Genomic DNA, 23,562 nt, shown 5'->3' on the forward strand with positions numbered 1-23,562 from the left:
TGCTCAAGCACCGCCGTCAGCTAGCCAGCCGTGCCGGACAGGTCAGATCGCCTCGACCTTCACAGCCTGTCTCTCAGCGCCAACAGCCGTCACCTTCGCGTTCGACTTCGCAGACGGCACATACAGCGCCACGACGTTCACATAGGTGACGCGCATCGTGCTCGTAGCCTTGCCATCTCCGAACAACGCCTTTTCGGAATCGGAAGCCGGCTGCGATTCACGGCCTTCACCGGCGGTGCGAGTCCACTCGGAATTGATCTGCGCCACCACCAGGTCGCCACCATCGGCGGAACGCATGATGCGAATCTGACCATCCACAGGCGTGAAGGTCTGCGATTGCGTACCCTTGTTGCGCTCCATGCCCTGCTGCACGGTCTGCGACAGCGTGGCGAGTTCCTGACGCAAATAATCGTCGGCGAAATCATTCGCATACTTGCTGTTCGTGCCGTTCTGCAGCACGTCAGCGTATTGTGCGACAGCCTCTTTCGGCGTCATCTTCAAATTCGAGTCGTTGTCGGCACCCATCTGCGCGCCGATCTCCGGCACAGTGAACTTCGGCATCTGCACACCTTGGAACAAGCGTGCGACTCCCCACAGCTTGTAGTTCTGCCGTGCGCTCTCCTGATCGAACACGAGCAAACGCTTCGACTGCTGATCCTCGGTGGTCGTGGTAATCGTGAACACACTGCGTGGCCAGCCGCTATCGGTCGGAATAATAGTCTGCGTAATATCAGTCGGAATCGTCGTCTTCGCATCGAGATTGCCGGTTTTCTGAGCCACGGTAATCTCACTCGTGCGAACGGCGAGCTCGGGGCCCGACATCACTTTGTCAAGTCCGTCGGTCGTCTTCGCATCGTTGCACTTCTGAATGGCCTCCAGAATCTGCGTGCGCATCTTCTTCTCTTGATCCGTCGTCAAATTCGGCGACGCAGACGCCGAAGCCGTCGCCTTCGCTGGTTGCGGCAGCTGACCTTCGCACGCGCCGAGCGTCACGCACATGCACAGCGAAAGAGCTGCGGCACCAAGGGAGACAATCTTTTTACGTGTGTTCATTTAGTCGTTCTCCTTACCGTCAGTGTCGGAAGAAGTGCCAGAAGAAGCATCAGATGAAGTAGTGGAGTTGTTGGCGGAGTCATCCGCGGAATCAGCGGCAGTCTGCGCGGAGTCATCAACACCGACTTCTTGTGCGAAGCGGGCGAAGTAGCTCTGCAGTTCTTCAGGCGAGATCACCGAAGTTGCGGCGGTATCTTGCGTGTTCTGCGCAGAAGTCTCGGTTTCGTTCGCGTTCACGGCGTCGCCCGTGCCCAAGCCAGCGCCAGTATCAGCACCAGCTGCCGAAGTTCTCTCCGCGAGCATATTGCGCGAATGCGGATCGACGATCGTCGGCGTCGACTCGCCCGCTTGCACGCGACCAGTCGCGCCTGCGGAACCGGAGTGACGGCCATGGCGCGCCGCTCCCCTCTTCTTCGACTTGCCGCGCGGCTTCAAAGCGGCCAGCGAACCGGCGAGCGCCTCGCTGATCTTCGGCTCTTCCTTGCGGCGTTCGTGCCGTTCGGCGCGTGCCTTTTCAGCGCGTGCGGATATGCGCTTGCGGCGCGCGCTCATATCCATCGCGAACACCGATGCGCACAGTACCGCGAGAATGGCGCAAAGTCCGCCGCCGAAATACCACGGCAGAGCGAAGTTCGGAATATTGTGACGGGTCCAGTGCAGGTCAATCGTGCCGTCGGAAATTTTCTGACCGAAGTCGACGAGAATAACGGAGGTGTCGGTCGCCTCTTTCAAGTTCAGACTCGCACGGCCCGCGTCACAGCTGACCTGCGACCACATATCGGAGTCTTTGAACGCGACGTCGGCATCGGAGGTCTTCGCCTCACCCTGCGCCTCCTGCATGGAGTGCGAGAGTTCGGTCCAGCTGCTCAGTCCGGTAATGCGTTCGTATGACTGCCCTGCCAGCCAACCAGCCGCGTCTTTTGAAGTGGTCAGTGCCATGCACACGCCGTCGTTGGCGGTGGCACTTGCGCTCGTTGCGGTGACCGTCACCGTTGAGTCAACAAGATCGGCCACACCTTGGTCAATAAGAAGATATTGTGTATTTTCCACCGGCGCAGAGGCCGAGATACTTGGGTTCGGCTTCCAGATAGTCTGGTTGAGCACACCCAACACGATGCATGCGACCGCAAGAAGGCCGAAAATCGGCGTGACAATCCCGCGCATGATCTTCGCATGGCGCGTGGGTTCCTTCTTAACGGGAGCGTCCTTCTTCACAGGAGACTGTTCTCGTTCTTCGTGTACATCTGTCATAACATTTCTTATTCTACAGCGAAAGGCCGATTCACCTAGTTCTCAACGCAGATCTCACACAGATAAATACATGCGCACAGTTACTCTGTGATGTATGCGAAATCTTAAGACAACAGCAATCGGCAAGAAAATTATGCGAGGTGCGGCCGCAGTGTGCGCTGCTGCAACTTGTCTCGCGTTCGCCGCTTGCGGAAACGGCAACTCCTCGTCTACTTCGTCGGCGTCGGCCTCGTCTTCGAGCAGTTCGTCGACCTCTGCGCCCGCGCTCACGGGTGTCAAAGACACTGCCAAAGTCGGAGAGAAACCAGTTATTGAGTTCAAGAAACCGCTCACTGTGACTGACGGCAGCTACGCAGTGCTGCAAAAGGGCGACGGCGCGACGGTGGAAGTTGGCAATCGCGTCTGCGCACAGGGCATGTATGTGAACGCGAAAACCGGCGACGTCACCGGCAGCACGTGGGAGTCCAATAAGATGGACTGCTCCATTGTGATTCCGAAGGAAGGCGAAGAGACCACCGCTCTGATGGGTGCGATGCGCGGGCTCAAGCTCAACTCCACGATTGCGTACGGCGTGAACGATTCCTCTTCGAACTCGTCGTATCTCGTAGTGATGACGCTGAAAACCCAGTCGAAAGACCTGACCAAGGCAACCGGCACGAAAGTGAAGAACATTCCGTCTGATCTGCCGAAGGTGACGAACGCAGCTGACGGCAAACCGTCGATCGACATGAACGGTTACAAAGGCAGCGACAAACTCGTGGCTCAGACGCTCATTGAGGGCACCGGCGAAAAGCTGACTTCTTCGGATTACGCCGTGGTGAAATACACCGGCTGGCTGCTCGACGGCAAGCAGTTCGACTCGTCGTGGGACCGCAACTCCACGTTCGACGTGAACATGCAGGGCGGCGTGATCGAAGGATGGCTCGAAGGACTCAAAGGTCAGAAGGTCGGCTCCGAAGTACTGCTGATTGTGCCGCCGTCGCTCGGCTACGGCAGCACCGAGCAGAACGGAATCCCAGCGAACTCGACGCTCGTCTTCGTAGTCGACATTCTCGCCAAGTACTAATCCGCACATCTGCTACAAAGGGTGATCTGAGATTTCAGATCACCCTTTTGTTATGCGTTTGTTATGCGCAAATGTGTTATATGCAAGTTGCCGTAGCACCGTAAACAACATGCATAAAATCAGTTTCCTAGCAATACACGTTGCCGAAGAACCTTATACAACATGACCAGATTAGAGTTTGCAAACAGACATGTTGTCTAAAGAAGCTAGACAACATGCACATTTCAGTACTCCCCTTGTGCAGGTTGCCGCAAGTTCTTAGACAACATGCCCATATCTGGCACCCTATCTATGCAAGTTGTATAACCAGAACAGACAATATGCACACAAAGCAAGCAGATTCTGCGCATATTGCCGCAAGTTCTTAGACAACATGCACAAAAAGCTCCGCATAATTTGCAAACTGGTAGCTGGGCAAGTTAGAAGAGGCGGAGGGAGCCGTCGTCGGTGCCCTTCATATCGTCATAGTCGAGCAGCAACGTGGTGAAACCGCGGTCTTTGGCGAGCACTTGCGCCTGCGGGGTGATTGTCTGCGCGGCGAAGATGCCTCGCACCGGCGCGAGATGCGGGTCGCGGTTGAGCAGTTCGCAGTAGCGGGTCAGCTGCTCAACGCCGTCGATGCCGCCGTGTCGCTTGATTTCTATCGCCACGTGCGTGCCGTCGGCGTCGATTGCCATGATGTCTACCGGACCAATGGCGGTCGGGTACTCGCGGCGCACGAGTTTCGCACCTTCGCCGATGCGTTCGATCTGCTCTGCGAGGTAGCGCTGCAGGTGATCTTCCACGCCGTCTTTTTCAATCCCGGGTCTTCGCCGAGATCGTAGGATTCGTCACTGTAGATATGCTGCATTGTGATCTCAAGCACATCATTAGTTTTTGTTGCAGTGACGCGCAGAATCTTCTCCGGAACTTCGGTTGCGGGGTCATCGTCCGCGTTATTTGGAGTGATGTCTTTGATTGTGCACGGCGAGAGCATCCAGTTGAGTGGCTTATATGAACCGATTTCAGAGAAGATCAGCACGCTGTTATCTGCTTTGATGAGCAGCACGCGCTTTGCCAGCGGAAGTGTGGCCTGAAGTCGGCCGGTGTATTCGGCACTGCAGTCTGCAACAATGATTCGCATGCCGTTAAGGTTAACTACTCTTCCCGACCTGCGTGCACATGCGACAGTTCGGCTACGCCAAACGACCAATATATATTGATCGGAAAGAGAAAAGAAAAGGGGCGGAAGAATCCGCCCCTTGAAGGTTTTCAGCTCTGCCAGCTGAGGATGACCTAGCTTAGCTAGTTCTCAGCGTGGTCAGCCGACTATGCCGCTTTGCTCAGCCGCTTCCGATTGGTAGGCGATGCTGCGAGCATTCTCAACAACCACGGTGAGCTTGTTCGAATCAAAGGAAATGAAGCCGCCCGTCACTTCGAACGAGCACTTCTTGCCCTCTGGATCGGTGATATCCAGACGACCTTCCTTGATAACCGACAACACCGGCTCATGGCCTGGAAGAATGCCCATGCCACCTGAATAGGCCGGAACGACGACCTGCTTCGCCTGACCGCTCCACACCGGACGTTCGGTGGAAACGATGTTCACTGCAATTGTTGCGCCAGCCATCAGTCACCGTATTCCTTCTGCATCGCGTGCCACTTCTTCTCGAGGTCTTCGATGCCGCCGATGCCGGAGAACGCCTGTTCTGGCACGTTGTCGTACACGCCATCGCAGATGCGGGTGAAGGCTTCGATGGTCTCTTCAGCCGGCACATAGGAGCCCGGAACGCCGGTGAACTTTTCAGCGACGTAGAAGTTCTGACCGAGGAACTGCTCGATCTTACGAGCGCGGTTGACGATGGTCTTATCTTCCTCACCAAGCTCGTCGATACCGATCAGGGCGATGATGTCTTGCAGCTCCTTGTTACGCTGCAGAATCGCCTTGACGCGGTTCGCGCAGTCGTAGTGAGCCTGGCCGACGTAACGCGGATCGAGGATTCGCGAAGTGGAAGCCAGAGGATCCACAGCCGGGTAAATACCACGGGATGCGATGTCACGGGACAGCTCGGTGGTTGCATCCAAGTGGGCGAACGTCGTTGCCGGGGCCGGGTCGGTGTAATCATCAGCAGGCACGTAGATGGCCTGCAGCGAGGTGATCGAATGGCCACGGGTGGAGGTGATGCGCTCCTGCAGAGCACCCATCTCATCGGCGAGGTTCGGCTGGTAGCCCACTGCGGAAGGCATACGACCTAGCAGTGTGGACACCTCGGAACCTGCCTGCGTGAAGCGGAAGATGTTGTCGATGAACAGAAGCACGTCCTGGTTCTGCACGTCACGGAAGTACTCTGCCATCGTCAGAGCGGTCAGCGGCACACGAAGACGGGTGCCAGGCTGCTCATCCATCTGGCCGAAGACCAGTGCGGTCTTCTCGAGCACGCCGGCTTCGTCCATTTCGCCGATCAGATCGTTGCCCTCACGGGTACGCTCACCAACGCCTGCGAACACCGACACGCCGCCGTGGTTCTGTGCCACGCGCTGAATCATTTCCTGAATCAGAACCGTCTTGCCGACGCCTGCACCGCCGAACAGACCGATCTTGCCGCCCTGCACGTATGGCGTGAGCAGATCGATGACCTTGATGCCCGTTTCGAACATCTGGGTCTTTGATTCGAGCTGATCGAATGCCGGTGGGTTGCGGTGGATTGGCCAACGTTCCTTGATCTCGATGTGCTCGCCCGGCTTCTTGTTGAGAATATGACCGGAGACGTCGAACACGTGACCCTTGGTCACATCGCCGACCGGCACCTCGATCGGGCCGCCGGTGTCGTGCACAACAGCGCCACGCACGAGGCCATCGGTAGACTTCAAAGCCACGCAACGAGCGGTGGAATCGCCCAAATGCTGCTCGACTTCGAGGGTGATGATGGCGTCTTTGACTTCGCCTTCCTCTTGCTGACCCATCTGCTTGATTTCAACGGTCAGCGCGTTATAGATATCTGGCATGTGGCCGACAGGGAATTCGACGTCGATAACCGATCCCTGAATACGCGTCACATGACCGACGATTGGCTCCGCGGCCTCATCAGTAGCCGCTGCAGTCTGGTTCTCAGCCATTTCGCGTTCCTACTCTTCCTTTTGTTCAACGCATCGGCGCTGCCGATGATTTCGGTAAGTTCCTGAGTGATCGACGCCTGACGCGAAGCATTGAGCTTGCGGGTCAGATCGTTGATCAGATCTCGCGCGTTCTCGGTGGCGGTATGCATGGCGTTCTGACGGCATGCCACTTCCGAAGCCGCCGCCTCGAACAGGCATTCGTGGATACGCGAACGCACGTATCTCGGCAGCACTGTATTGAGCACTTCATCCAAGCTCGGCTCGAAGGAATACAACGGCCGTACATCTGGAGCGGTGGTCGTGTCGGGAACATTGAGATGAGACTTGTCTTCCTCAATGACTTCCACCGGAAGCATGCGCAGCACGCGCACCTTCTGCACCACCATGTTGATGAACTCGGTGTAGACGATGTAGAGCTCCGAGACGCCACCTTTGTCTGACGGTTTCATATATGCGTCCAACAGTGCGCGAGAGATCGCATCTGCGACTTCGACGCCAGGCTTCTCGGTATCGCCTTCCCAAGACTGCTCGAGCGGACGGTTGCGATAGTGGTAATACGACACACCACGACGACCATACACGAACAGCTGCGGCTTCTTGCCGTCGTTTTCAAGACGGGCAAGCAGATCTTCGGTTTCACGAATAATCGACGAAGTATATGCACCGGCCATACCTCGATCCGCCGTCAGCGCGAGCACGGCGACGTTCGGGTTGCCGTCTCCGCGCTTGACGATCGGATGCGAGATATGGGTGTGCGATACCAAGGTCTGGACGGCATCGAAATCGCATCAGTGTATGGCTTCGAATTCTGCGCCAACTGACGCGCCTGCGCGATGTGCGAAGCTGCGATCATCTCTTGAGCGTTGAAGATCTTCTCCAACGAACTCGTGGAGGCGATCCTGCCTTTTAATGCGAGTTGCGATGCCATAGATTACTTCTTTTCTTGCGCGTTTTCGCCGGCCTTGATCTGCTCCTGATCAACAGGAGTCACGCTCTTCGGCGTCGGCTTCTTGTCGACCAGCGGCTTACCCGCCTTGGTCACATAGGTTTCGCGGAACGCATCCACGGCCTTGTCGAGCGCGGCTTCGGTCTCCGACGTGAAATCGCCGGTGTCGCGAATCGTCTTCAAGATGTCGGTGTTGCGGTCCACATATTCGAGCAGACCGTGCTCGAATGGCAGCACGTCGGCGATTGCGAGATCGTCGAACTTGCCGTGAGTACCTGCCCAGACAGACACGACTTCCTGCTCCATCGAATACGGCGAGAACTGAGGCTGCTTGAGCAGCTCGGTCAGGCGCGCACCACGGTTGAGCTGAGCCTTCGATGCGGCATCCAAATCGGACGCGAACATGGCGAAGGATTCCAGCGAACGGTAGCGTGCCAACGAGATCTTCAGCGTGCCGGAGACCTTCTTCAACGCCTTCGTCTGCGCTGCGCCGCCGACTCGAGACACCGAGATGCCGACGTCGACTGCCGGGCGCTGACCTGCGTTGAACAGGTCGGACTGCAGGAAGATCTGGCCATCGGTGATGGAGATCACGTTCGTAGGAATGTATGCGGAAACGTCGTTTGCCTTGGTTTCAACGATCGGCAGGCCGGTCATCGAGCCGCCGCCCAGATCGTCGGACACTCGCGCACAGCGTTCAAGCAGACGCGAATGCAGGTAGAAAACGTCACCAGGGTACGCTTCACGTCCCGGCGGGCGACGCAGCAGCAGCGAAATCGAACGATACGCCTCTGCCTGCTTCGACAAATCGTCGAACACGATCAGCACATCTTTGCCGTTGTACATCCAGTGCTGGCCGATGGCCGAACCGGTGTATGGCGCGATGTATTTAAAGCCTGCGGAATCGGAAGCCGGGGATGCGACGATGGTCGTGTATTCCATCGCGCCCGCCTCTTCAAGGCTCTGCTTGACGGAGGCGATGGTGGAACCCTTCTGGCCGATTGCCACGTAGATGCAGCGAACCTGCTTCTTCGGGTCGCCGGATTCCCAATTCGTCTTCTGATTGATGATCGTATCGATGGCGATTGCGGTCTTGCCCGTCTGACGATCGCCAATGATCAGCTGACGCTGACCACGACCGATTGGGGTCATTGCGTCAATGGCCTTCAAGCCGGTAGACATTGGCTGGTCGACCGGGTGACGGTGCATCACGTCTGGGGCCTGAGCCTCAAGAATGCGCCTTCCCTCGCTCTTGATCTCTCCAAGACCGTCGATAGGCCTGCCCAGTGGGTCAACCACACGGCCAAGGAACCCGTCGCCGACCGGCACGGAAAGCACTTCGCCAGTACGACGAACTTCCTGACCTTCCTCAATGCCAACGAAATCGCCGAGAATAACCACGCCGATTTCACGAGCGTCAAGGTTGAAGGCCAGGCCAAGAGTGCCATCCTCGAAGGTCAGCAATTCGTTGGCCATGCAACCAGGCAGTCCCGTCACATGCGCGATACCGTCGCCGGCAGTCGCCACATGGCCCACTTCCTGGGTCGGCGTCTCCGACGGCGTATAGGCGTCGACGAAATCATCGAGCGCCTTACGTATCGTGGCGGGATCAATGGTCAATTCTGCCATGATCACTCCTTATTGTTGTGTATACATTCATATGCGCGTAGGGCGAGCTGAACGCTCAGTCTCCCACGCTCGTTTTCACCTTGCGCTGCAGGGTCTCCAGCTGAGCGACAACCGTGTTGTCGGTAACCTCATCGCCAACCTGAATGCGCATTCCGCCGATCACGGTCGGATCGACCACCGAGTGAATATGCACAGGGTGCCCGGTCTTCTTCGCGTAGATCTGGTTGAGCTTCTTGATCTGCTCTTCCGACAGCGGCGAAGCGGTGGTCACGGTGACCATCGACTCACCCATGTGGCGAGAGAACTTGTTGATCAACCACTGCACCGATTCGAGGTAGCGGCGATTACGCGGGTTACGCGTGCAATGCTCGGCAAGGCGCACCGTGATGCGGTCGAAATTCGCCGAATCGATCAGGGCATGCAACAGCTCATAGCGCACGTTCAGCGGGCCTTGATCGTCAGACAGATCCGCACGCACCACCGGCAGGTTCAGCAATGCGGACTGCAACTGTGCCAGCTGAATGGCTACTTCCAACGTCTTACCATCGCAGTCAGCCTGATACATCATGGCGTCAACGGCGAAATCTTCAATGGCGTTGTCGATGTCGCGCGCACGGCTCCAACTGCGGCCGACCAAATCGGTCAGAATATCCATAGTCAGAGGCATCGCCTGATTGCCGATCAACTCGTTGAGCAGTGCCACCTTGTCTTTGGTTGGACGGCCGGGATCGGTGAGTGCACGTTGGATACGGGGGTTGTGATCGAACACATACGTGATGGTGAACAGCTCATTGCCGATCTCCCACGCGTTACTGCCCGACTCACGCAGCTTATTAGCGAACGAATTGCGCGACTCGCGATCCGCTACTCGTGAAGCTTCTCCTCGCATCTGTCACCTCCCTTTCTTGTGCAATGGCACTACTTCTTGCTTTCGTCGCGTTCCATATCGGCAAGCATGTTGTCGATCATCTGCGACTGCACGTCGGTATCTTTGAGCTCGGAACCCAGAATCTTGGTCGCGAGAGTCGTGGCCAGCGAGCCGACCTCTCCCCTCAAATTCACCATGGCCTTCTGCTGCTGGGATTCCAGCGAGCGTTCGGCGTTTGCGGTGATCTGCGCGGCCTCGGATTCGGCGCGGGAGCGAGCGTCCGCAATAATATGCGAAGCCTCTGCGCGCGCGTCATCGCGAATCTTCGAAGCCTCAACGCGCGCCGTGCTCAGCTGCGCCTGATACTTCTTCTTCGCTTCTTCGGCGTCTTTCTGAGCCTGCTCCGCCTTGGCGAGGCCTCCCTCGATCTTGGCGGTGCGCTCATCGAATATGGACTGGAACCTCGGCAGGAAGAACTTGTAGAAGAACGCGGCCACAATAATCAGAATGATCAGTGACCACACGATGTCATAGGTCTCCGGCAGGAACAATTGCACGCCGTCGGCAGCTATGGTCATTTCGCCCTCCTCCTTTCTTGTCCTTGAATGATGTGCTTAGTTCGGCTACGCGATCACTGGAAGATGAACGCAGCGACGAAGCCGAGCAGTGCAAGGACCTCGACGAATGCCAAACCGAGGAACATCAGCGTCTGCAGACGACCACCCAGTTCAGGCTGGCGCGCGGTGCTCTCGATCGTCTTGCCGATCAGGATGCCCAGGCCGATGCCAGGACCAATGGCTGCAAGACCGTAGCCGACGACGTTCAGGTTGCCTGCAACCTCAGCGAGGGTAACGATATCCATTGTTGTTTCCTTTCTGATTATTGCTGGTTCAGCAACAAATATATTTGCCGGCGGTCAGTCGATCTCCGGGTAGCTCATATTGATATATGCCGTGGTGAGAATGGCGAAAATGTATGCCTGCAAGCAGGCAACCAGTACCTCGAACAGATACATGAAGATGCCGGCTGCGAACGTCACGACACCGAACGGCATCATGAACTTGTTCACCACGTCAATCAGGAAATACTGCGTGGCCGAAAGGCACAGCGCAAGAATCAAGTGGCCCGAGACCATGTTCGCAAAAAGTCGAATGGTCAGTGAGAACGGGCGAATAACCAGCAGCTCAAGCAGCTGGATCGGGGAAAGAAGAATGTAGATCGGCCACGGCACACCCTTCGGGAAGAGCTCGTCGCGCAGGAAGTGCCCGAGCCCCTTCTCGCGAATGCCCGCGATCCAATATTGTGCGAAGCACCACATGGCGAACACGAGCGGCAACGTGATCGTTGCGCTGGCCGCAATGTTCATGCCAGGAATCTCACCACACAGATTGAACACGAGCAGTGTGAGGAACACCGTTGTGATCATCGGCACGTAGCGCTTGCCGCGCACCTCGCCCATCACTTGGTAGACGATGTCTTTCTTGACGAACTCGATAACCCATTCAACGGCACCCTGCCAACGCCCCGGAATCAACTTCGCGCGCGCCGCGGTGATGCCGAGCACGAGCAGCATGATGATCGTTGCGAGAATACGCACGAAAATAATGCGGTTGATTGCGAAAGGCGTTCCCTGAAACAGGATCTCGGGAGGAAGGAAGTCATCGATGCTTGGCATTTCCATCGATGACTCGGCAAGCGTCACAGCGCCCGCGGTGAACACATCAACCATTCATGCCTCCTGTATTTCTTCTCTGTTGCCAGTGTAAGCCTTCTCGATGTGACCAATGTGACCGGCGAGTTACCTCACCGACACATCTTGGCACATCCCTTCTTCAAGCGTATGGCCTGTGCACATACAGGATTGTATGGTAGATGGTCGCGCTTTCGCCCAGCGAACAGCCAGTATGTGACCATTCGACTGAGTTCTCGAATTAACTGAACAGTGATTATTAGCCCGATATTGGACAACGTGACCGCGCGCGTACGCGGTTGGCGTTTCGTTTGTGGAGGAAACTTCACAGACGTTGCAAATATTGGGTTTTACAAGCTTCCGCCAAACTGTTTGTCAAATGTTCTGACAAACAGTTTGGCAGCTATGTATTACTTTTTACTGACTTATCTGCGAGCTCATTACTGAACTATTTGCACACTATTTCGCTTCGTAATGCAACCCGTATTCCGCCGTGTCGAACGGCAGGAATCCATCTTCGCGGGGAGCGACCGGCTCGTGCCGAATCGATCGGTCGGTGCCGAGTTTTCCTTCCGCACGAAGTTGCGGAACTTCGGACAAATCATATGGAGTTGTCTGATATACCCAGTTCAGCCAGTTGCGCCACAGCAAGTTCGCGTGCGCGCGCCACGAGAACAGCGGGCTCAACTCGGGATCGTCGTGAGGGAAATAATTTTTCGGGAACGGCACGTTCGTCATTCCCTTCGCCATATCGCGGCGATATTCTTCTGCGAGCGTATTTTTCCCGTATTCCCAGTGACCGAGCGCGAAGACTTCGCTGAAGTCGCGCGTCGCGATGAACCCCGGGCCCGCCTGCGGACCCCACGTGAGCACTTGCAGCGCGGGATTCGCGGCGATGTCGTCTTCGTCCACGCCGGCCAAGCGCGAGTGCGGCTGCAGGCAGATCTCGTCGAAACCGTTCGTCAGGAAGCAGTATTCGTCTTGCAGGAACTGCGGGAACACGCCGAACAGCTTCTGCGGCAAGTCAATTTTATGCACACCGTAGCGGTAATAGAGCGCGCCCATTGCACCCCAGCACATATACATCGTCGAGAACACATGCGTCGACGCCCAGTCGAGAATTCGCTTGAACTCGGGCCAGTAATCCACATCTTCGAATTTGAGATGCTCGACGGGCGCACCGGTGACGATCAAACCGTCGTAATAATTGTTTTCGAACGACTCAAGCGGTTCATAGAACTTGACTAAGTGATCCGCACTCACATGCTTCGACTCGTGCGTCGACGTTTTCATGAAGTCGATTTCCACCTGCAACGGGGACTTCGAGATCAGGCGCAGCAGCTGAGTCTCCGTCTCGATTTTCTTCGGCATGAGATTGAGAATCACCATTTTGAGCGGACGAACGCGCTGGCGCTCAGCCTCGGGCTTCTCAAGTGCGAAGATGCGCTCGGAATCGAGGATCGCGCGCGCGGGCAGGCCGCCTGGAATCTTGATAGGCATGGCACTAGTATGCGCGCCCGGATTGACCTCGGGAGCTGTGGCGCGGCGAGCACTGACTGGCGATCTCGTGACTCCTATATAAGTGTCGCGGGATTACCTCTATCGACACGTATATATATGTGTCATGTGCGAGTGGCGTTAGGCGCGACACGCCGAGTTGACTTTCTTGCTGAGAAGAGTAATTTAGTGAGAGCTGTGCAAAACAGCCGACGCGGGGTGGAGCAGCTCGGTAGCTCGCTGGGCTCATAACCCAGAGGTCCATGGTTCAAATCCATGCCCCGCTACCAATTGAAAGGCTAGGAATCATGTGGTTCCTAGCCTTTTCTCGTTTTCCATTACGTCTTCGCGAGTCGTGGATCTGGACAAATTCTGGACAAATCCACCAAGTGCAATCACACGGAATCAACACGTCAACCTATTGTCCACTGCTTTGAAGGTTGCTGTATCTCTCCCAATCATCTTGCGTAGGATTAGCTAAATGCCCACGCCGATCATTCACCGCAAGTATGGGATCGATCAACACTGAGTACCGATAATGACTACCGTCCTCAGACATAATTCGTTTGTATCGTCGTTCCACATCTTGATCAATATCGATTTTTCTTCTTTCAACTCATCGTAGATACCGCACATCCCAAGAACATTGGTTTCTAGATAATCAAACTTGCTTTGATACATAGCCTTAACCGATATGCCATATCTGTCAGCAGTTTCGGGCAACTTATATCGTGGCCAATTCTCAACAATGTTTCAACTTCGTCAACGTAGTGTTCTAGTTGGGCGGCACGATCGACTTCAATTTCTTGGATAGCGGAGCCGCTAACAGATTGACGAAAGTCACCATCTAGCTCAAAACCGTTTTTTCGTCCAAAATGAATGCACGCAACTGTTTTTCACAATTGCTTGAGGCTTTTTGTCCGGTCGCCCCTCCATTGATTTTTCCCAATCAGCATGCACTGATTGACCATTGCGATAAATCCACCCCATCTTCTTCATTGCCCGTACAGCCGTCACAAAGTCCGGTGCGATTGGAGCAAAGCTAATCAGAGCTCCTTTAATCTCTGCCGAACATATCCAGCCATTCCTTAGCACCCACCATTCCTTATCATCCATAACATCTCGAGCAAGTTCACTCAACGGTTCATGGTCATTCGTCTGCATAGCAGATCCTTGAATACGACGAGGAAACATCATCACACTCTCATTGACAGCATCAATGATGTCACTACTTCTGTCGACGTCTACTATTGCTCGACGCAATCTCCAGTATGGGAGATATTTCTTCAATCGCGGTAAGTCGTATTGCGGATCCCCAAGAATACGCAACACATCATCACCACTTAGCCGAGTTCGACCGGTAAACACATTCTTGGCTTTATCCGCACTGAAGCCCAGTCGGCGTCCAAGTTGTTTGTATGTCATTCCCTGTTTCAGGGCAGATTTCTTTAATGCTTCTACAAGCATTTCAGAATCAATTTGCATAATTCTCCAAATCCTCAAAACGTTGCTATTCCAACAGAAAGCAAAACCTAAAGTGTAAATTCTACACCTTTCTGAATGCATGCTTTCAGACATGCGATTGGATGGAATTACACACGCAAACGCAACGCGGAAAGGAGGTGATGAAATGGCAGACGAACAGACACCACGGCTGCACGCGGAAATCGTGCAGGGTATCAGCAAAGCCGGTAACCGCTACGAGTGTATCGAAGTCCTGCTCGACGGAATGTCGATCGGCAGAATCTTCCCCAGCAAGCTCGAAATGGCCATGATCAAGCAGACCCTCGGCATCTGACATATAGCGCTGGAGGACGTCCGACAACGTCCTCCAGCCACATCCACAATCCAAAACCTTAAGTCCAACCAAGGAGGACAAATGGACGCACTCATCACCTTAGTACATCAACATCCGGCTGCCATTCTTGCAATCGCTTGCGCTATTGCAGTTATCGGGGTCGCAGCATACGTGGTATTCGCTCTACGCAATAGTCTCATGGCATCCGCACTATCTGCTAAGCCGATGTCCCTCACGAAAGAACAGATCAAATGCTGCTCCGTGGAATGGCGCTGGAACCCCTCACGAATCACTTTCACAATTCCAGCCGCTTACACGAGCGACGAGGGAATCAACAAGTGGGCGGACGAAGTAGCTCCACGATTGGGAATGAGATTCCAGCCCACCGAGGTCCGGATCATTCCACGCAAGCTCTTCCAATCAGCGCAATACAAGGTCACCTTCGCAAAACTGAAGGAGCTCCGATAATGCTTCTTAAGAGACAAAATGCCGTTCAACGGTATGAGCTAGGTGCAGAGGTATCGAGGCCAAAGCAAATGGCCTCGATACCCCGCACCGCCCACCTCGCCATCATCGGTGAATCTAATTCCGGCAAGGGCAGTGTCATCGCAAACATCATCAGGCAAGAAGTGGAGGCTGGCGGGGAAGTCTGGTTCATTGATTTGAAATCCGGCATGGAGGCTGAAAACTACGTCTCCGTGCTCGACAACAAAGCGTACTCCCTGCAAGAAGCGAAAGAGCTCCTTTCTGCTTTCAACACGGACGTGGACGCACGAGCCGAACGTTGGCGTGGGCAAGTCCGCACCGTCGATGATCGGCACGAGCGGCACCGCCTGCTCATCATTGATGAGGCCGCCGACCTCATCCGTTCCGGTTCTGACAAGAAGACTTCGGACGCATGCGTGGAGTCCATCAGATCGGCACTGTCTCGATCTAGAGCGTTGAACTGTACCGTGGTCGTAGCCACGCAAAACCCGCGCGTGAGCACTAGTCTGCCCTACCGAAGTCTACTGCTTACCACGTTAGCGTTGCGTCTGAATTCCAAGAGCGAGGCTGTGATGGCCCTTGGCGAGGACGCCGTACAGCGTGGTGCCCGTCCATGGCAGATCAGCTATAACCGCCCAGGCGATGGCTACCTTTGGGATAGCGAATCCAACACGGTGAAGTATATCCACGCGCCGTTCATGACGGATCAGGACATCCACTCACTGCGACGCCCCAGCACCGACGACGAAGCGGGCGAAGCGACAGCGAGAGCCCGCTCACACCCAACGGACAATTTGTGGGGGCTACTACGACGCCCCCACAAGGGATGAGGGATGAGGGACAACATGACTCATCAACGAAAAACAACCAATGAAAAAGGACGATACTGGTGCGGTCTGATCTATCCGGGCGATAGTTGTCCCGACGATTGGGAAAACCGAATGAAGATCAGCGGTCTGGAAATCCTCGTCTCTCCCGTACACGATCAGGACATTGCCGACATCGCCACCGGCGAGTTAAAGAAACCACACAGACATGTGATCGCCATGTGGGCCAACACGACCACGCGTCAGAACGCCGAGCGTTTCTTTGAGCAATTCGGCGGCCCAAAGGTAATCCTGCGACTGGAGAACCCCCGTGGCATGGCTCGATACCTGATCCACATGGATGATCCGGACAAAGCTCCATACAGTCCCGAAGACGTGCTCGAGTTCAACGGTGCGGACTGGAAAAAGATCGCACTGGTTGAAGGCAATCAATCCGACGCCATGTCCATTGTCAAACTGGTGGAGGAAGAGCGCATTCACGGGTATTTCGATCTTCTGAAGGCCTGTGAGGCTGACCACCCCGACCTTCTCGAGTTCGCGACTAAACAAGTCACTTTCTGTCGAGAAGTCATCTGGAGCTACTGGAACTCGTATTTCGCATTGCCTAAGGAGGCACGCCATGGAAAAGCTTGAGCCAGACGTACAGCTCAAATTCCTCGATGTCGCAGCCCTCCAAGCCATATTTGGCGTAGGTCGTTCCAAGGCCCGTCTAATGATGGATGCACTGCCATCAATCCGAGTGGGAAACAAGGACTACATCAGTCAGAAGGCCCTGAACGACTACCTCACCGTCAATGGCGGTATCCCCATCAGCTGGCCCAAACGCCAACGTTAAAAATATCGGCCCGGTTCTTCTCATAGGCAACTAGAAGAGAACTGGGCCTTTCCGTACACGACGATGGGACCAGTTATCCTTAACCACATGAGTGAAACCATCGCCGAGATACGCAACAAAGCTGCTGCCTCCCTCTCTCCGAAACGGCAACAGCAATGGGAACAGTTTCTTACTCCTATGCCAGTTGCCGAACAAGCCGCGAGTCTCTTCACTCACTCTGACAACCCCGTTCACATACTTGATCTTGGCTCCGGTACCGGCATATTAGGAGCCGTAACTGCACGCCAAGCAGCTCCCGGTAGCAGCGTCTTAGCCATCGAACAGGATGCCCAGCTCGCTTCTGCTTCTGAGCTCTCCCTTGCTCAAGTTTGCGATAGAGCAAAAGTTATCAATGCGTCAGTGTTTGATGTTTTACTCGATACCAAATTTGACCGAGTCATCCTCAACCCTCCATACAAAAAGATTCGTCCGATCACCATTCCTACTAGTAGAGGTGATTTGAAAATTACCAACCTCTATGCGGCTTTTCTAGTGATTGCAATTCAGGCGCTTTCCGAAGGCGGAGAATGCGTTGCGATTATTCCCCGTTCGTGGATGAATGGCGCATACTTCAAGGACTTCCGAGGATGGCTCTTCGATGAATGCAGCATTGATGTGATCGCAGTATACGGTTCTCGTCAAGAGCACTTCAAGGACATGTCCATTCTTCAGGAGATCATGCTGCTCAAGGTATCGAAACGTCCGCAAACAAACAGTGTCACTATTTATGGTGATATTACGCCGGCTCATTCATTGGGGTCACAATCATCAGTACAGGCTTCTTTGAATTCGATCACCCTCGGGAAAGACCTCATTCTCTGCATACAACAGCAAGATTCCCGCTTATCCGAATTCAAGTCTTTGGAAGCTCGAGGACTATGGGTTTCGACTGGTAAGTTGGTGTGGTTTCGGAACCGTGATTTATTGTCGGAAGACAAGCCCGTGGACGGATATCCCCTATACTGGTCCGATAATCAAAATGGGCTGAGGACCCAACATCCTATCGAATGTGACCGAAAGCAATGGGTAACCAGTAGCGCAACCGATCGCAATGTCTTGCTTCCGGCTGGCAACTATTGTCTTGTCAATCGGTTCTCAGCCAAAGAGCAGCTTCATCGCATTAATGCTTCGTACCTCAGCAGTGACGTAGAATTTGCAGCCGACAATAAGTTGAATTACATTCATCAGGGCACATCGCGTAGGACAATGCCTCTGGATAGTGATGTCGCACGCGGGTTAACGCTCTGGCTATCCACAACTATCATCGACAACTGGTACCGCCAGATTTCCGGTAGCACCCAAGTCAACGCAACCGATCTACGGCAGCTCCCCTGTCCATCCAAGGAACAGCTTATCCAGCTTTCGCGTCTGCTACCTACTGATATTTACGCAAGCCAAAGCCTGATTGATCAAACGGTTGGAGGTTTATTTTCATGGACAAAAGCCGGCTAATCGCTGATGCCATTGACACATTGCGCGAACTTGGAGTTGGCAAGGACCAACAAAATGAGCGTAGCGCAATGACATTGCTCGCCTTACTTCAGCTCAAGCCCGGAGACAACTGGCAGCAGGCTACCAATCCCATGTTGGGAACCCGCGCCATCATGGATTGGATTAGAGACTACTATGAAGTGGACTACAAACCAAATACCCGTGAAACCATCCGCAGGTTTACGCTCCATCAATTCGTAATCGCCGAATTAGTGGAGGAGAATGCCGATCGACCCGATCGCCCAATCAATTCTCCAAAATGGAACTACCGTATAACAAATGACACGTTGAATATGCTGCTGCATCGCGGCGAGTCCGAATTCGAATTGATTCTTAAGAAATTCCTCGAGCAGTATGAATCCTATCAATCTCTTGCAGAGGAACGGAAGAACATGCCAAAAACACCTGTGATTCTTCCTTCAGGTACTGCTCTGAATCTGTCTCCAAGTGGTCAGTCTCTTCTGATCAAAGCAATGGTGGAGGAAATGCTGCCACGCTTTGCTCCCGGATGCCAAGTCGCTTATATCGACGATACTGACCATAAGCATGGTGCCGTAGACCCCGCATTGCTGGATGAACTCGGAATCAGTCTTAAGGCTCGCGAGAAAGCGCCAGACGTCATCGCTTGGGACGCAAAACGGGGGTGGCTATTCCTCATGGAGGCTGCAAGTACTCACGGCCCGGTTGACGTGACCAGAAAGAATGAACTGCACGAACTGTTCTCCGATCAGTGGGACAAAACCGTATTGGTCTCATGCTTCCCTGATCGCAAGACCATGCAAAAGTACCTCGCCCTACTAGCATGGGAAACCGAAGCATGGTGCGCCGACACACCAGATCATATGATGCACTTCAACGGATCCCGTTTCATGGGACCATACGGAGAGTAGGTCACTAACATTGGCTGCGAAGCAGCTCTCCCATAAAGTCAGCTGCCTTGCGGTCGTTTTCTCCTACCTCCTCAGCATAGATATTCAACGTCGTGTTCAGGCTCTCGTGACCAAGACGGGCTTGTACCGTTTTAGGATCCACGCCTCCGGCAACAAGTAGTGTAGCCTGAGCACGACGAAGCGCATGGAAATTAGGACCGACGTAGCCAGTCTGTTTCACCCTTTCGACTCCGCGCTTATCAACATATCGAGTCTCATTGGCATAGTGCGCCAAACCTTCTTTGACGTAAAATTTTCGACGCCAACGGCTGAAGTTGTCAGGATCCAAGAAGCCGCATAATTCGTTGCTGCATACCGGTGAATCATCTTGCTGTTCAACACTTGCTGCGCTGAACATGTCATGTTGGCGAGCTTTCCACTGTTTCAGAAATTCAACTGTCTGTTTATCGATGGAAATGGTACGTCGAGACTTGGCAGTCTTGGGATCCTTCAGAATCTTCTCCTTGCCGAGCTGTTTGCGTATACGCAGTCGTGCGTTGTCTAGATCCACGTCTTCCCACACCAGCGCCAATGCTTCGCCACGGCGAAGACCTGTGGCCACGCCCAACCAGACAGCCACGATTCGTCCATCCTGCGGCTCTTGCTTGATCTTGTGAACGAACGCTAAGGCTTGCTCCTTGGTGATTCGCGTTTCCCTACGCTTCTGTTGGCTCACCTTTGGACGTTTGATACCTTCCACCGCATCACATGGGTTGCGGTTAATCAGTTCATCCAAGAAAGCCTTGCGCATGATCTGGGATAATTTCATATGGACCTTGTGAATGGCGTCTGGCGAAGCTCCATCCTGTTCCGACATGCGTAAATAGGCATTCTCAATCTGCTGCGAGGTAAGGTCGATTACTCTTATCTCTCCAAGATATTTTTGATTCGGTCAATCTCATGTTGTTCCCGCTCAATAGTGAGTACAGAAACCGTACCGAGAGCCTTGCGATTGGACTGGAACATGTCAGCGTATTCCGCTACCGTCACGTTCTTGCCGGAACGCTCATCCTCGAGTTCCTGCTTGTAGGCAACCATCGCTGCTGTGGCCTCGGCTTTGTTCCCATAGACCTTACGCGACTTTGACCAGTGCCAAGACTTATGTTCATTGTCTGGAGCGAGACGGACACGAATCGAATACTTCCGTCCTCGCTCCAATTCGGTGATCTGTCCGGATGTTTCCCGCTTCGTCATATCGCCTACTCCTTCAACAGTTGGTTCTATGCTACCAAATTTGGACAAATCTGGACACAAATAATCTGGACAAAAGTTGGACAAACTCGCCAATCACAACCAACACGGAACAAACAAAATGCCGTGTTTTAAGCCATTGTCGCACTATATAATAGACAATAACAAACTAGAACAATATGAGAGAACGTGGGCTCATAACCCAGAGGTCCATGGTTCAAATCCATGCCCCGCTACTAATCAGCCAGAAATCCTAACGATTTCTGGCTTTTCTCGTTCTCAGCGCCCCCTCATTTTGCTGGCGGGGATATAAAACTCCCGAGCGGGCATGTACGCGCTTCGCAGAAACCACTATTTTTCAACGAAAACTAATTTCAAATACTTGGCATTACAAGAGTTTTATATCCCTTCCAGCAAAATGAGGGAAAATAATGATGGCGCGACTTACCTCACAGCATATTTTCGTGGTTTCATGGCGGAAGCCAAGCAGATTGCGGGTGTCAACATATGCGCACGTTGTTTCCAGTAGCTAAAATGCACCGATTTGCCGAATATTCGGGTGTATATTGGGTGGCAATTGGCTATATATCTATTCAAGGAGGTCATATGGCTCAGGCTACGAACAACGCACCGTTGGCAGGCATCAAGGTTATTGATTGGACTCAGGTGCAGTCTGGTCCATCGTGCACCCAGATTCTCGCATGGTTGGGCGCTGAAGTGATTAAGCTCGAGAAGGTTCACGGCGGCGATCCGACACGTAACGAAATGAACGATGTCGACGGCTCGTATTCGCTGTACTTCCTGCAGCTCAACGCTAACAAGAAGTCCATCACGCTCGACATGAAGGATCCTGAAGGCAAGAAGATTCTCACCGATCTGCTCAAGGATGCGGATGTGTTCGTTGAGAACATCGGCCCTGGCGACGTTGAAAAGCTCGGCTTCGGCTGGGATGAAGTGCATAAGATCAACCCGAAGCTGATCATGGCATCGCTGAAGGGCTTCAACCAGGGCAGCCGCTTCGAGCATGTGAAGGCATTCGAACCTGTTGCACAGTGCGCAGGCGGCGCAGCCTCCACCACCGGCTGGTGGGATGGCGATAAGAACATTCCTACCCAGTCTGGCGCAGCACTCGGCGATTCCAACACCGGCATGCACCTGACCATCGCTATTCTCGCTGCTCTGATGCAGCGCGAGCACACCGGCGAAGGCGTGTTCGTCTATCAGTCGATGCAGAACGCAGTGCTGAACCTCTGCCGCATCAAGCTTCGTGATCAGCTGATCCTCGATCATCTGCATCAGCTCTCCTACTACGACTGCTACCCGGGCTACAAGTTCGGCAAGGCCATTCCGCGTGCAGCCAACGCCGAAGGTGGCTTGGTGCTCGGCTGGTGCTACCGCGCCAAGGGCTGGGAGACCGATCCGAACGCATACGTGTACATCGTTATTCAGCAGTCTCAGAAGGGCTTCGAGAACTTCTGCAACGCCATGGGCTTCCAAGATTGGCTCACCGACCCGAAGTTCAGCACGCCGAACGCTCGCGATGAGCACAAGGCCGAGGTGTACAAGCGCGTCGAGGAATACACGATGCAGTACGACAAGTACACGCTCACCAAGGAACTCGGTGCCAAGGGCGTTCCGGTTGGCCCAGTGCTCGACTGGAACGAGCTCGAGAACGATCCTGATCTGAACGAAGACGGCACGCTCGTCACCATCGATCAGGGCGACGCTCGCGGCAAGTTCAAGACCATTGGCCTGCCGTTCACGATGAGCAACTACGCTCCGGATTATCAGCGCGCTCCAAAGCTCGGCGAGAACAACGAAGAGATTCTGAAGTCGCTCGGCTACACCGACGACCAGATCGCTGCTCTTAATGCCAAGGGCGTTATCGGCAGCAACGACGGCGTGAAGGCAGACCTCACCGCTGCCGCTCCGCAGGCGTGATAATCGCTTAAGTTGAACCCCTCCTAACAAGGTGTGGGTGACAGTTAGATTACTGTCACCCACACCTTTTCTTTACTTATTCCCGCGCTGTATTCTGCAGATCCGTTCTGTTAACTGTGCACGAAGAGATAGCTTCGACTACACACAGCAGAACGAATCTGTTAACTGCACGCGAAGAGACAACTTCGGCTGCACGCAACAGAAGCAACCTGCTGAATGTGCACAAAGAAACAGTTACGACTGCACTTAACAGCGAGATTCTGTTGAGTGCACACAAGGAAGCGGCTACGGCTGCACCCTGCAGAATGAATCTGTTAACTGCGCGCGAAGAGAGCTCCTTGTGTGCATGCAACAGAAATATTCTGCTGATTGCACGCGAGCAAGTCTGCTGCACTGCACTGAGCAGAATAATCCTGCTGCGCGTGCATAGAGAAACTCACACCGCTACATTCAACAGAGTCATTCTGCTGAATGCACGCGAAGAGATGGCTTCAACTGCACTTAACAGAGTGAATCTGTTAACTGCACGTGAGGAAGCCTGCCCCGCTGCATGGAGCAGAGTAATCCTGCTGAGTGTGCATGAAGAAGCCGACTGTGCTGCATGCAACAGAAACAATCTGCTAAATGCACACGAGGAAAGCCACTCGCACGCACGCAACAGAAACAATCTGCTGACAGTGCACGAAGAGGCAGCTACAACTGCATTCAGCGGAACGAACCTGTTAACTGCACGCGAAGAGAATCTCCCGCGTGCACGCAACAGAAACAATCTGCTAGCTGTGCACGAAGAAACGGCTACAACTGCATTCAACAGAACGAATCTGTTAACTGCACGCGAAGAGGATCCCTCGCGTGCACGCAACAGAAATGATCTGTTAACTGCACGCGAGCACGGCAGCAGATTTGCTTGGTGACTCATCTATATATGA

General features: G+C 54.0%; 23 protein-coding genes, 1 tRNA gene and 2 pseudogenes. 11 read left to right on the forward strand and 15 right to left on the reverse strand.

Going from position 1 to position 23,562, the window contains the following annotated elements; genetic code table 11:
- Positions 1–42: 42 nt before the first annotated feature.
- Entirely contained in the window at positions 43–1,053 is a 1,011-nt protein-coding gene (locus tag GSD1FS_RS06720; RefSeq protein ID WP_155588940.1) for a DUF8094 domain-containing protein, read from the reverse strand.
- Positions 1,054–2,304, reverse strand: a complete 1,251-nt coding sequence (locus GSD1FS_RS06725; protein ID WP_196425051.1) for a GTPase — start codon at positions 2,302–2,304, stop codon at positions 1,054–1,056.
- Positions 2,305–2,437: 133 nt separating this feature from the next.
- Here GSD1FS_RS06725 and GSD1FS_RS06730 point away from each other — a divergent pair, with 133 nt between their 5' ends.
- The gene (locus GSD1FS_RS06730; RefSeq protein WP_155589006.1) at positions 2,438–3,370 is read left to right on the forward strand and encodes an FKBP-type peptidyl-prolyl cis-trans isomerase; all 933 of its coding nucleotides are present in this window, start codon (positions 2,438–2,440) and stop codon (positions 3,368–3,370) included.
- Between the two features lie 419 nt (positions 3,371–3,789).
- Here GSD1FS_RS06730 and nucS read toward each other — a convergent pair.
- From nucS to GSD1FS_RS06780, 10 genes and pseudogenes are all read right to left on the reverse strand, one after another.
- Positions 3,790–4,493 (reverse strand): annotated as a pseudogene (gene nucS / locus GSD1FS_RS06735) (endonuclease NucS).
- Between the two features lie 177 nt (positions 4,494–4,670).
- Positions 4,671–4,979 carry a F0F1 ATP synthase subunit epsilon gene (locus GSD1FS_RS06740; protein WP_155588941.1) on the reverse strand — a complete coding sequence of 103 codons (309 nt, stop codon included), beginning with the start codon at positions 4,977–4,979 and terminating at the stop codon, positions 4,671–4,673.
- On the reverse strand, positions 4,979–6,466 hold the full coding sequence (gene atpD, locus GSD1FS_RS06745; protein WP_155588942.1) for a F0F1 ATP synthase subunit beta: 1,488 nt from the start codon (positions 6,464–6,466) through the stop codon (positions 4,979–4,981). The genes GSD1FS_RS06740 and atpD overlap by 1 nt, the downstream gene beginning before the upstream one ends.
- Positions 6,403–7,394 (reverse strand): annotated as a pseudogene (locus GSD1FS_RS06750) (F0F1 ATP synthase subunit gamma). Before GSD1FS_RS06750 ends, atpD begins: the two are co-directional and overlap by 64 nt.
- A gap of 3 nt (positions 7,395–7,397) precedes the next feature.
- A complete protein-coding gene (gene atpA, locus GSD1FS_RS06755) occupies positions 7,398–9,041 on the reverse strand; it encodes a F0F1 ATP synthase subunit alpha (protein ID WP_155588943.1) in 1,644 nt (547 codons plus the stop codon).
- Positions 9,042–9,096: 55 nt separating this feature from the next.
- Positions 9,097–9,930 carry a F0F1 ATP synthase subunit delta gene (locus GSD1FS_RS06760; protein ID WP_155588944.1) on the reverse strand — a complete coding sequence of 278 codons (834 nt, stop codon included), beginning with the start codon at positions 9,928–9,930 and terminating at the stop codon, positions 9,097–9,099.
- A gap of 29 nt (positions 9,931–9,959) precedes the next feature.
- On the reverse strand, positions 9,960–10,487 hold the full coding sequence (locus GSD1FS_RS06765) for a F0F1 ATP synthase subunit B (RefSeq protein WP_155588945.1): 528 nt from the start codon (positions 10,485–10,487) through the stop codon (positions 9,960–9,962).
- A 53-nt stretch (positions 10,488–10,540) separates the two neighbouring features.
- Positions 10,541–10,771, reverse strand: coding sequence for an ATP synthase F0 subunit C (gene atpE, locus GSD1FS_RS06770; RefSeq protein ID WP_004219171.1), 231 nt, complete (start codon positions 10,769–10,771; stop codon positions 10,541–10,543).
- Positions 10,772–10,825: 54 nt separating this feature from the next.
- Positions 10,826–11,638 carry a F0F1 ATP synthase subunit A gene (gene atpB / locus GSD1FS_RS06775; protein ID WP_155588946.1) on the reverse strand — a complete coding sequence of 271 codons (813 nt, stop codon included), beginning with the start codon at positions 11,636–11,638 and terminating at the stop codon, positions 10,826–10,828.
- 420 nt (positions 11,639–12,058) lie between these two features.
- Positions 12,059–13,099 carry a homoserine O-succinyltransferase gene (locus GSD1FS_RS06780; RefSeq protein ID WP_155588947.1) on the reverse strand — a complete coding sequence of 347 codons (1,041 nt, stop codon included), beginning with the start codon at positions 13,097–13,099 and terminating at the stop codon, positions 12,059–12,061.
- Positions 13,100–13,309: 210 nt separating this feature from the next.
- Here GSD1FS_RS06780 and GSD1FS_RS06785 point away from each other — a divergent pair.
- Positions 13,310–13,386 (forward strand) — tRNA-Met (locus tag GSD1FS_RS06785).
- Positions 13,387–13,948: 562 nt separating this feature from the next.
- Here the strand turns inward: GSD1FS_RS06785 and GSD1FS_RS06790 are convergent.
- Positions 13,949–14,581 carry a helix-turn-helix domain-containing protein gene (locus tag GSD1FS_RS06790; protein WP_155588948.1) on the reverse strand — a complete coding sequence of 211 codons (633 nt, stop codon included), beginning with the start codon at positions 14,579–14,581 and terminating at the stop codon, positions 13,949–13,951.
- Positions 14,582–14,726: 145 nt separating this feature from the next.
- On the opposite strand from GSD1FS_RS06790, the gene GSD1FS_RS09530 reads away from it, so the two are divergent.
- The 7 genes from GSD1FS_RS09530 (at position 14,727) to GSD1FS_RS06820 (ending at position 19,462) form a co-directional block, all read left to right on the forward strand.
- A complete protein-coding gene (locus GSD1FS_RS09530; protein ID WP_012576732.1) occupies positions 14,727–14,894 on the forward strand; it encodes a hypothetical protein in 168 nt (55 codons plus the stop codon).
- A gap of 81 nt (positions 14,895–14,975) precedes the next feature.
- Positions 14,976–15,362 carry a hypothetical protein gene (locus GSD1FS_RS06795; RefSeq protein ID WP_155588949.1) on the forward strand — a complete coding sequence of 129 codons (387 nt, stop codon included), beginning with the start codon at positions 14,976–14,978 and terminating at the stop codon, positions 15,360–15,362.
- The gene (locus GSD1FS_RS06800; protein WP_155588950.1) at positions 15,362–16,210 is read left to right on the forward strand and encodes a type IV secretory system conjugative DNA transfer family protein; all 849 of its coding nucleotides are present in this window, start codon (positions 15,362–15,364) and stop codon (positions 16,208–16,210) included. Before GSD1FS_RS06795 ends, GSD1FS_RS06800 begins: the two co-directional genes overlap by 1 nt.
- Positions 16,211–16,225: 15 nt before the next feature.
- The gene (locus GSD1FS_RS06805) at positions 16,226–16,840 is read left to right on the forward strand and encodes a Rep family protein (protein WP_246166004.1); all 615 of its coding nucleotides are present in this window, start codon (positions 16,226–16,228) and stop codon (positions 16,838–16,840) included.
- Positions 16,827–17,042, forward strand: a complete 216-nt coding sequence (locus GSD1FS_RS06810) for a hypothetical protein (RefSeq protein WP_155588952.1) — start codon at positions 16,827–16,829, stop codon at positions 17,040–17,042. Before GSD1FS_RS06805 ends, GSD1FS_RS06810 begins: the two co-directional genes overlap by 14 nt.
- 87 nt (positions 17,043–17,129) lie before the next feature.
- Positions 17,130–18,533 carry an Eco57I restriction-modification methylase domain-containing protein gene (locus tag GSD1FS_RS06815; protein WP_155588953.1) on the forward strand — a complete coding sequence of 468 codons (1,404 nt, stop codon included), beginning with the start codon at positions 17,130–17,132 and terminating at the stop codon, positions 18,531–18,533.
- A complete protein-coding gene (locus GSD1FS_RS06820) occupies positions 18,515–19,462 on the forward strand; it encodes a BsuBI/PstI family type II restriction endonuclease (RefSeq protein WP_155588954.1) in 948 nt (315 codons plus the stop codon). The genes GSD1FS_RS06815 and GSD1FS_RS06820 overlap by 19 nt, the downstream gene beginning before the upstream one ends.
- A gap of 4 nt (positions 19,463–19,466) precedes the next feature.
- Here the strand turns inward: GSD1FS_RS06820 and GSD1FS_RS06825 are convergent, their stop codons facing one another.
- Complete coding sequence (locus GSD1FS_RS06825; RefSeq protein ID WP_246166005.1) at positions 19,467–20,318, reverse strand: tyrosine-type recombinase/integrase; 852 nt, start codon at positions 20,316–20,318, stop codon at positions 19,467–19,469.
- Positions 20,319–20,365: 47 nt separating this feature from the next.
- Positions 20,366–20,695: a hypothetical protein gene (locus tag GSD1FS_RS09905; RefSeq protein WP_246166008.1), complete on the reverse strand. Its 330-nt coding sequence runs from the start codon at positions 20,693–20,695 to the stop codon at positions 20,366–20,368.
- Between the two features lie 603 nt (positions 20,696–21,298).
- Here GSD1FS_RS09905 and frc point away from each other — a divergent pair.
- Complete coding sequence (gene frc, locus GSD1FS_RS06830; RefSeq protein ID WP_155588955.1) at positions 21,299–22,633, forward strand: formyl-CoA transferase; 1,335 nt, start codon at positions 21,299–21,301, stop codon at positions 22,631–22,633.
- A gap of 305 nt (positions 22,634–22,938) precedes the next feature.
- A complete protein-coding gene (locus tag GSD1FS_RS06835; protein WP_155588956.1) occupies positions 22,939–23,547 on the forward strand; it encodes a hypothetical protein in 609 nt (202 codons plus the stop codon).
- Positions 23,548–23,562 lie beyond the last annotated feature (15 nt).

The organism is Bifidobacterium canis (assembly GCF_009727065.1).
In the GTDB taxonomy this organism is placed as follows: domain Bacteria; phylum Actinomycetota; class Actinomycetes; order Actinomycetales; family Bifidobacteriaceae; genus Bifidobacterium; species Bifidobacterium canis.

Coding starts and splice junctions, on each gene's coding strand:
- GSD1FS_RS06780 (WP_155588947.1), bottom strand. CDS start 13,099: ATGCCTATCAAGATTCCAGGCGGCCTGCCCGCGCGCGCGATCCTCGAT.
- GSD1FS_RS06790 (WP_155588948.1), bottom strand. CDS start 14,581: ATGCAAATTGATTCTGAAATGCTTGTAGAAGCATTAAAGAAATCTGCC.
- GSD1FS_RS06800 (WP_155588950.1), top strand. CDS start 15,362: ATGCTTCTTAAGAGACAAAATGCCGTTCAACGGTATGAGCTAGGTGCA.
- GSD1FS_RS09905 (WP_246166008.1), bottom strand. CDS start 20,695: ATGACGAAGCGGGAAACATCCGGACAGATCACCGAATTGGAGCGAGGA.
- GSD1FS_RS06795 (WP_155588949.1), top strand. CDS start 14,976: ATGGACGCACTCATCACCTTAGTACATCAACATCCGGCTGCCATTCTT.
- atpE (WP_004219171.1), bottom strand. CDS start 10,771: ATGGATATCGTTACCCTCGCTGAGGTTGCAGGCAACCTGAACGTCGTC.
- GSD1FS_RS06835 (WP_155588956.1), top strand. CDS start 22,939: ATGAATCTGTTAACTGCGCGCGAAGAGAGCTCCTTGTGTGCATGCAAC.
- GSD1FS_RS06825 (WP_246166005.1), bottom strand. CDS start 20,318: ATGTCGGAACAGGATGGAGCTTCGCCAGACGCCATTCACAAGGTCCAT.
- GSD1FS_RS06815 (WP_155588953.1), top strand. CDS start 17,130: ATGAGTGAAACCATCGCCGAGATACGCAACAAAGCTGCTGCCTCCCTC.
- GSD1FS_RS06805 (WP_246166004.1), top strand. CDS start 16,226: ATGACTCATCAACGAAAAACAACCAATGAAAAAGGACGATACTGGTGC.
- GSD1FS_RS06730 (WP_155589006.1), top strand. CDS start 2,438: ATGCGAGGTGCGGCCGCAGTGTGCGCTGCTGCAACTTGTCTCGCGTTC.
- GSD1FS_RS06760 (WP_155588944.1), bottom strand. CDS start 9,930: ATGCGAGGAGAAGCTTCACGAGTAGCGGATCGCGAGTCGCGCAATTCG.
- GSD1FS_RS06810 (WP_155588952.1), top strand. CDS start 16,827: ATGGAAAAGCTTGAGCCAGACGTACAGCTCAAATTCCTCGATGTCGCA.
- GSD1FS_RS06765 (WP_155588945.1), bottom strand. CDS start 10,487: ATGACCATAGCTGCCGACGGCGTGCAATTGTTCCTGCCGGAGACCTAT.
- GSD1FS_RS06720 (WP_155588940.1), bottom strand. CDS start 1,053: ATGAACACACGTAAAAAGATTGTCTCCCTTGGTGCCGCAGCTCTTTCG.
- GSD1FS_RS06725 (WP_196425051.1), bottom strand. CDS start 2,304: ATGACAGATGTACACGAAGAACGAGAACAGTCTCCTGTGAAGAAGGAC.
- atpD (WP_155588942.1), bottom strand. CDS start 6,466: ATGGCTGAGAACCAGACTGCAGCGGCTACTGATGAGGCCGCGGAGCCA.
- frc (WP_155588955.1), top strand. CDS start 21,299: ATGGCTCAGGCTACGAACAACGCACCGTTGGCAGGCATCAAGGTTATT.
- atpB (WP_155588946.1), bottom strand. CDS start 11,638: ATGGTTGATGTGTTCACCGCGGGCGCTGTGACGCTTGCCGAGTCATCG.
- GSD1FS_RS06740 (WP_155588941.1), bottom strand. CDS start 4,979: ATGGCTGGCGCAACAATTGCAGTGAACATCGTTTCCACCGAACGTCCG.
- GSD1FS_RS09530 (WP_012576732.1), top strand. CDS start 14,727: ATGGCAGACGAACAGACACCACGGCTGCACGCGGAAATCGTGCAGGGT.
- atpA (WP_155588943.1), bottom strand. CDS start 9,041: ATGGCAGAATTGACCATTGATCCCGCCACGATACGTAAGGCGCTCGAT.
- GSD1FS_RS06820 (WP_155588954.1), top strand. CDS start 18,515: ATGGACAAAAGCCGGCTAATCGCTGATGCCATTGACACATTGCGCGAA.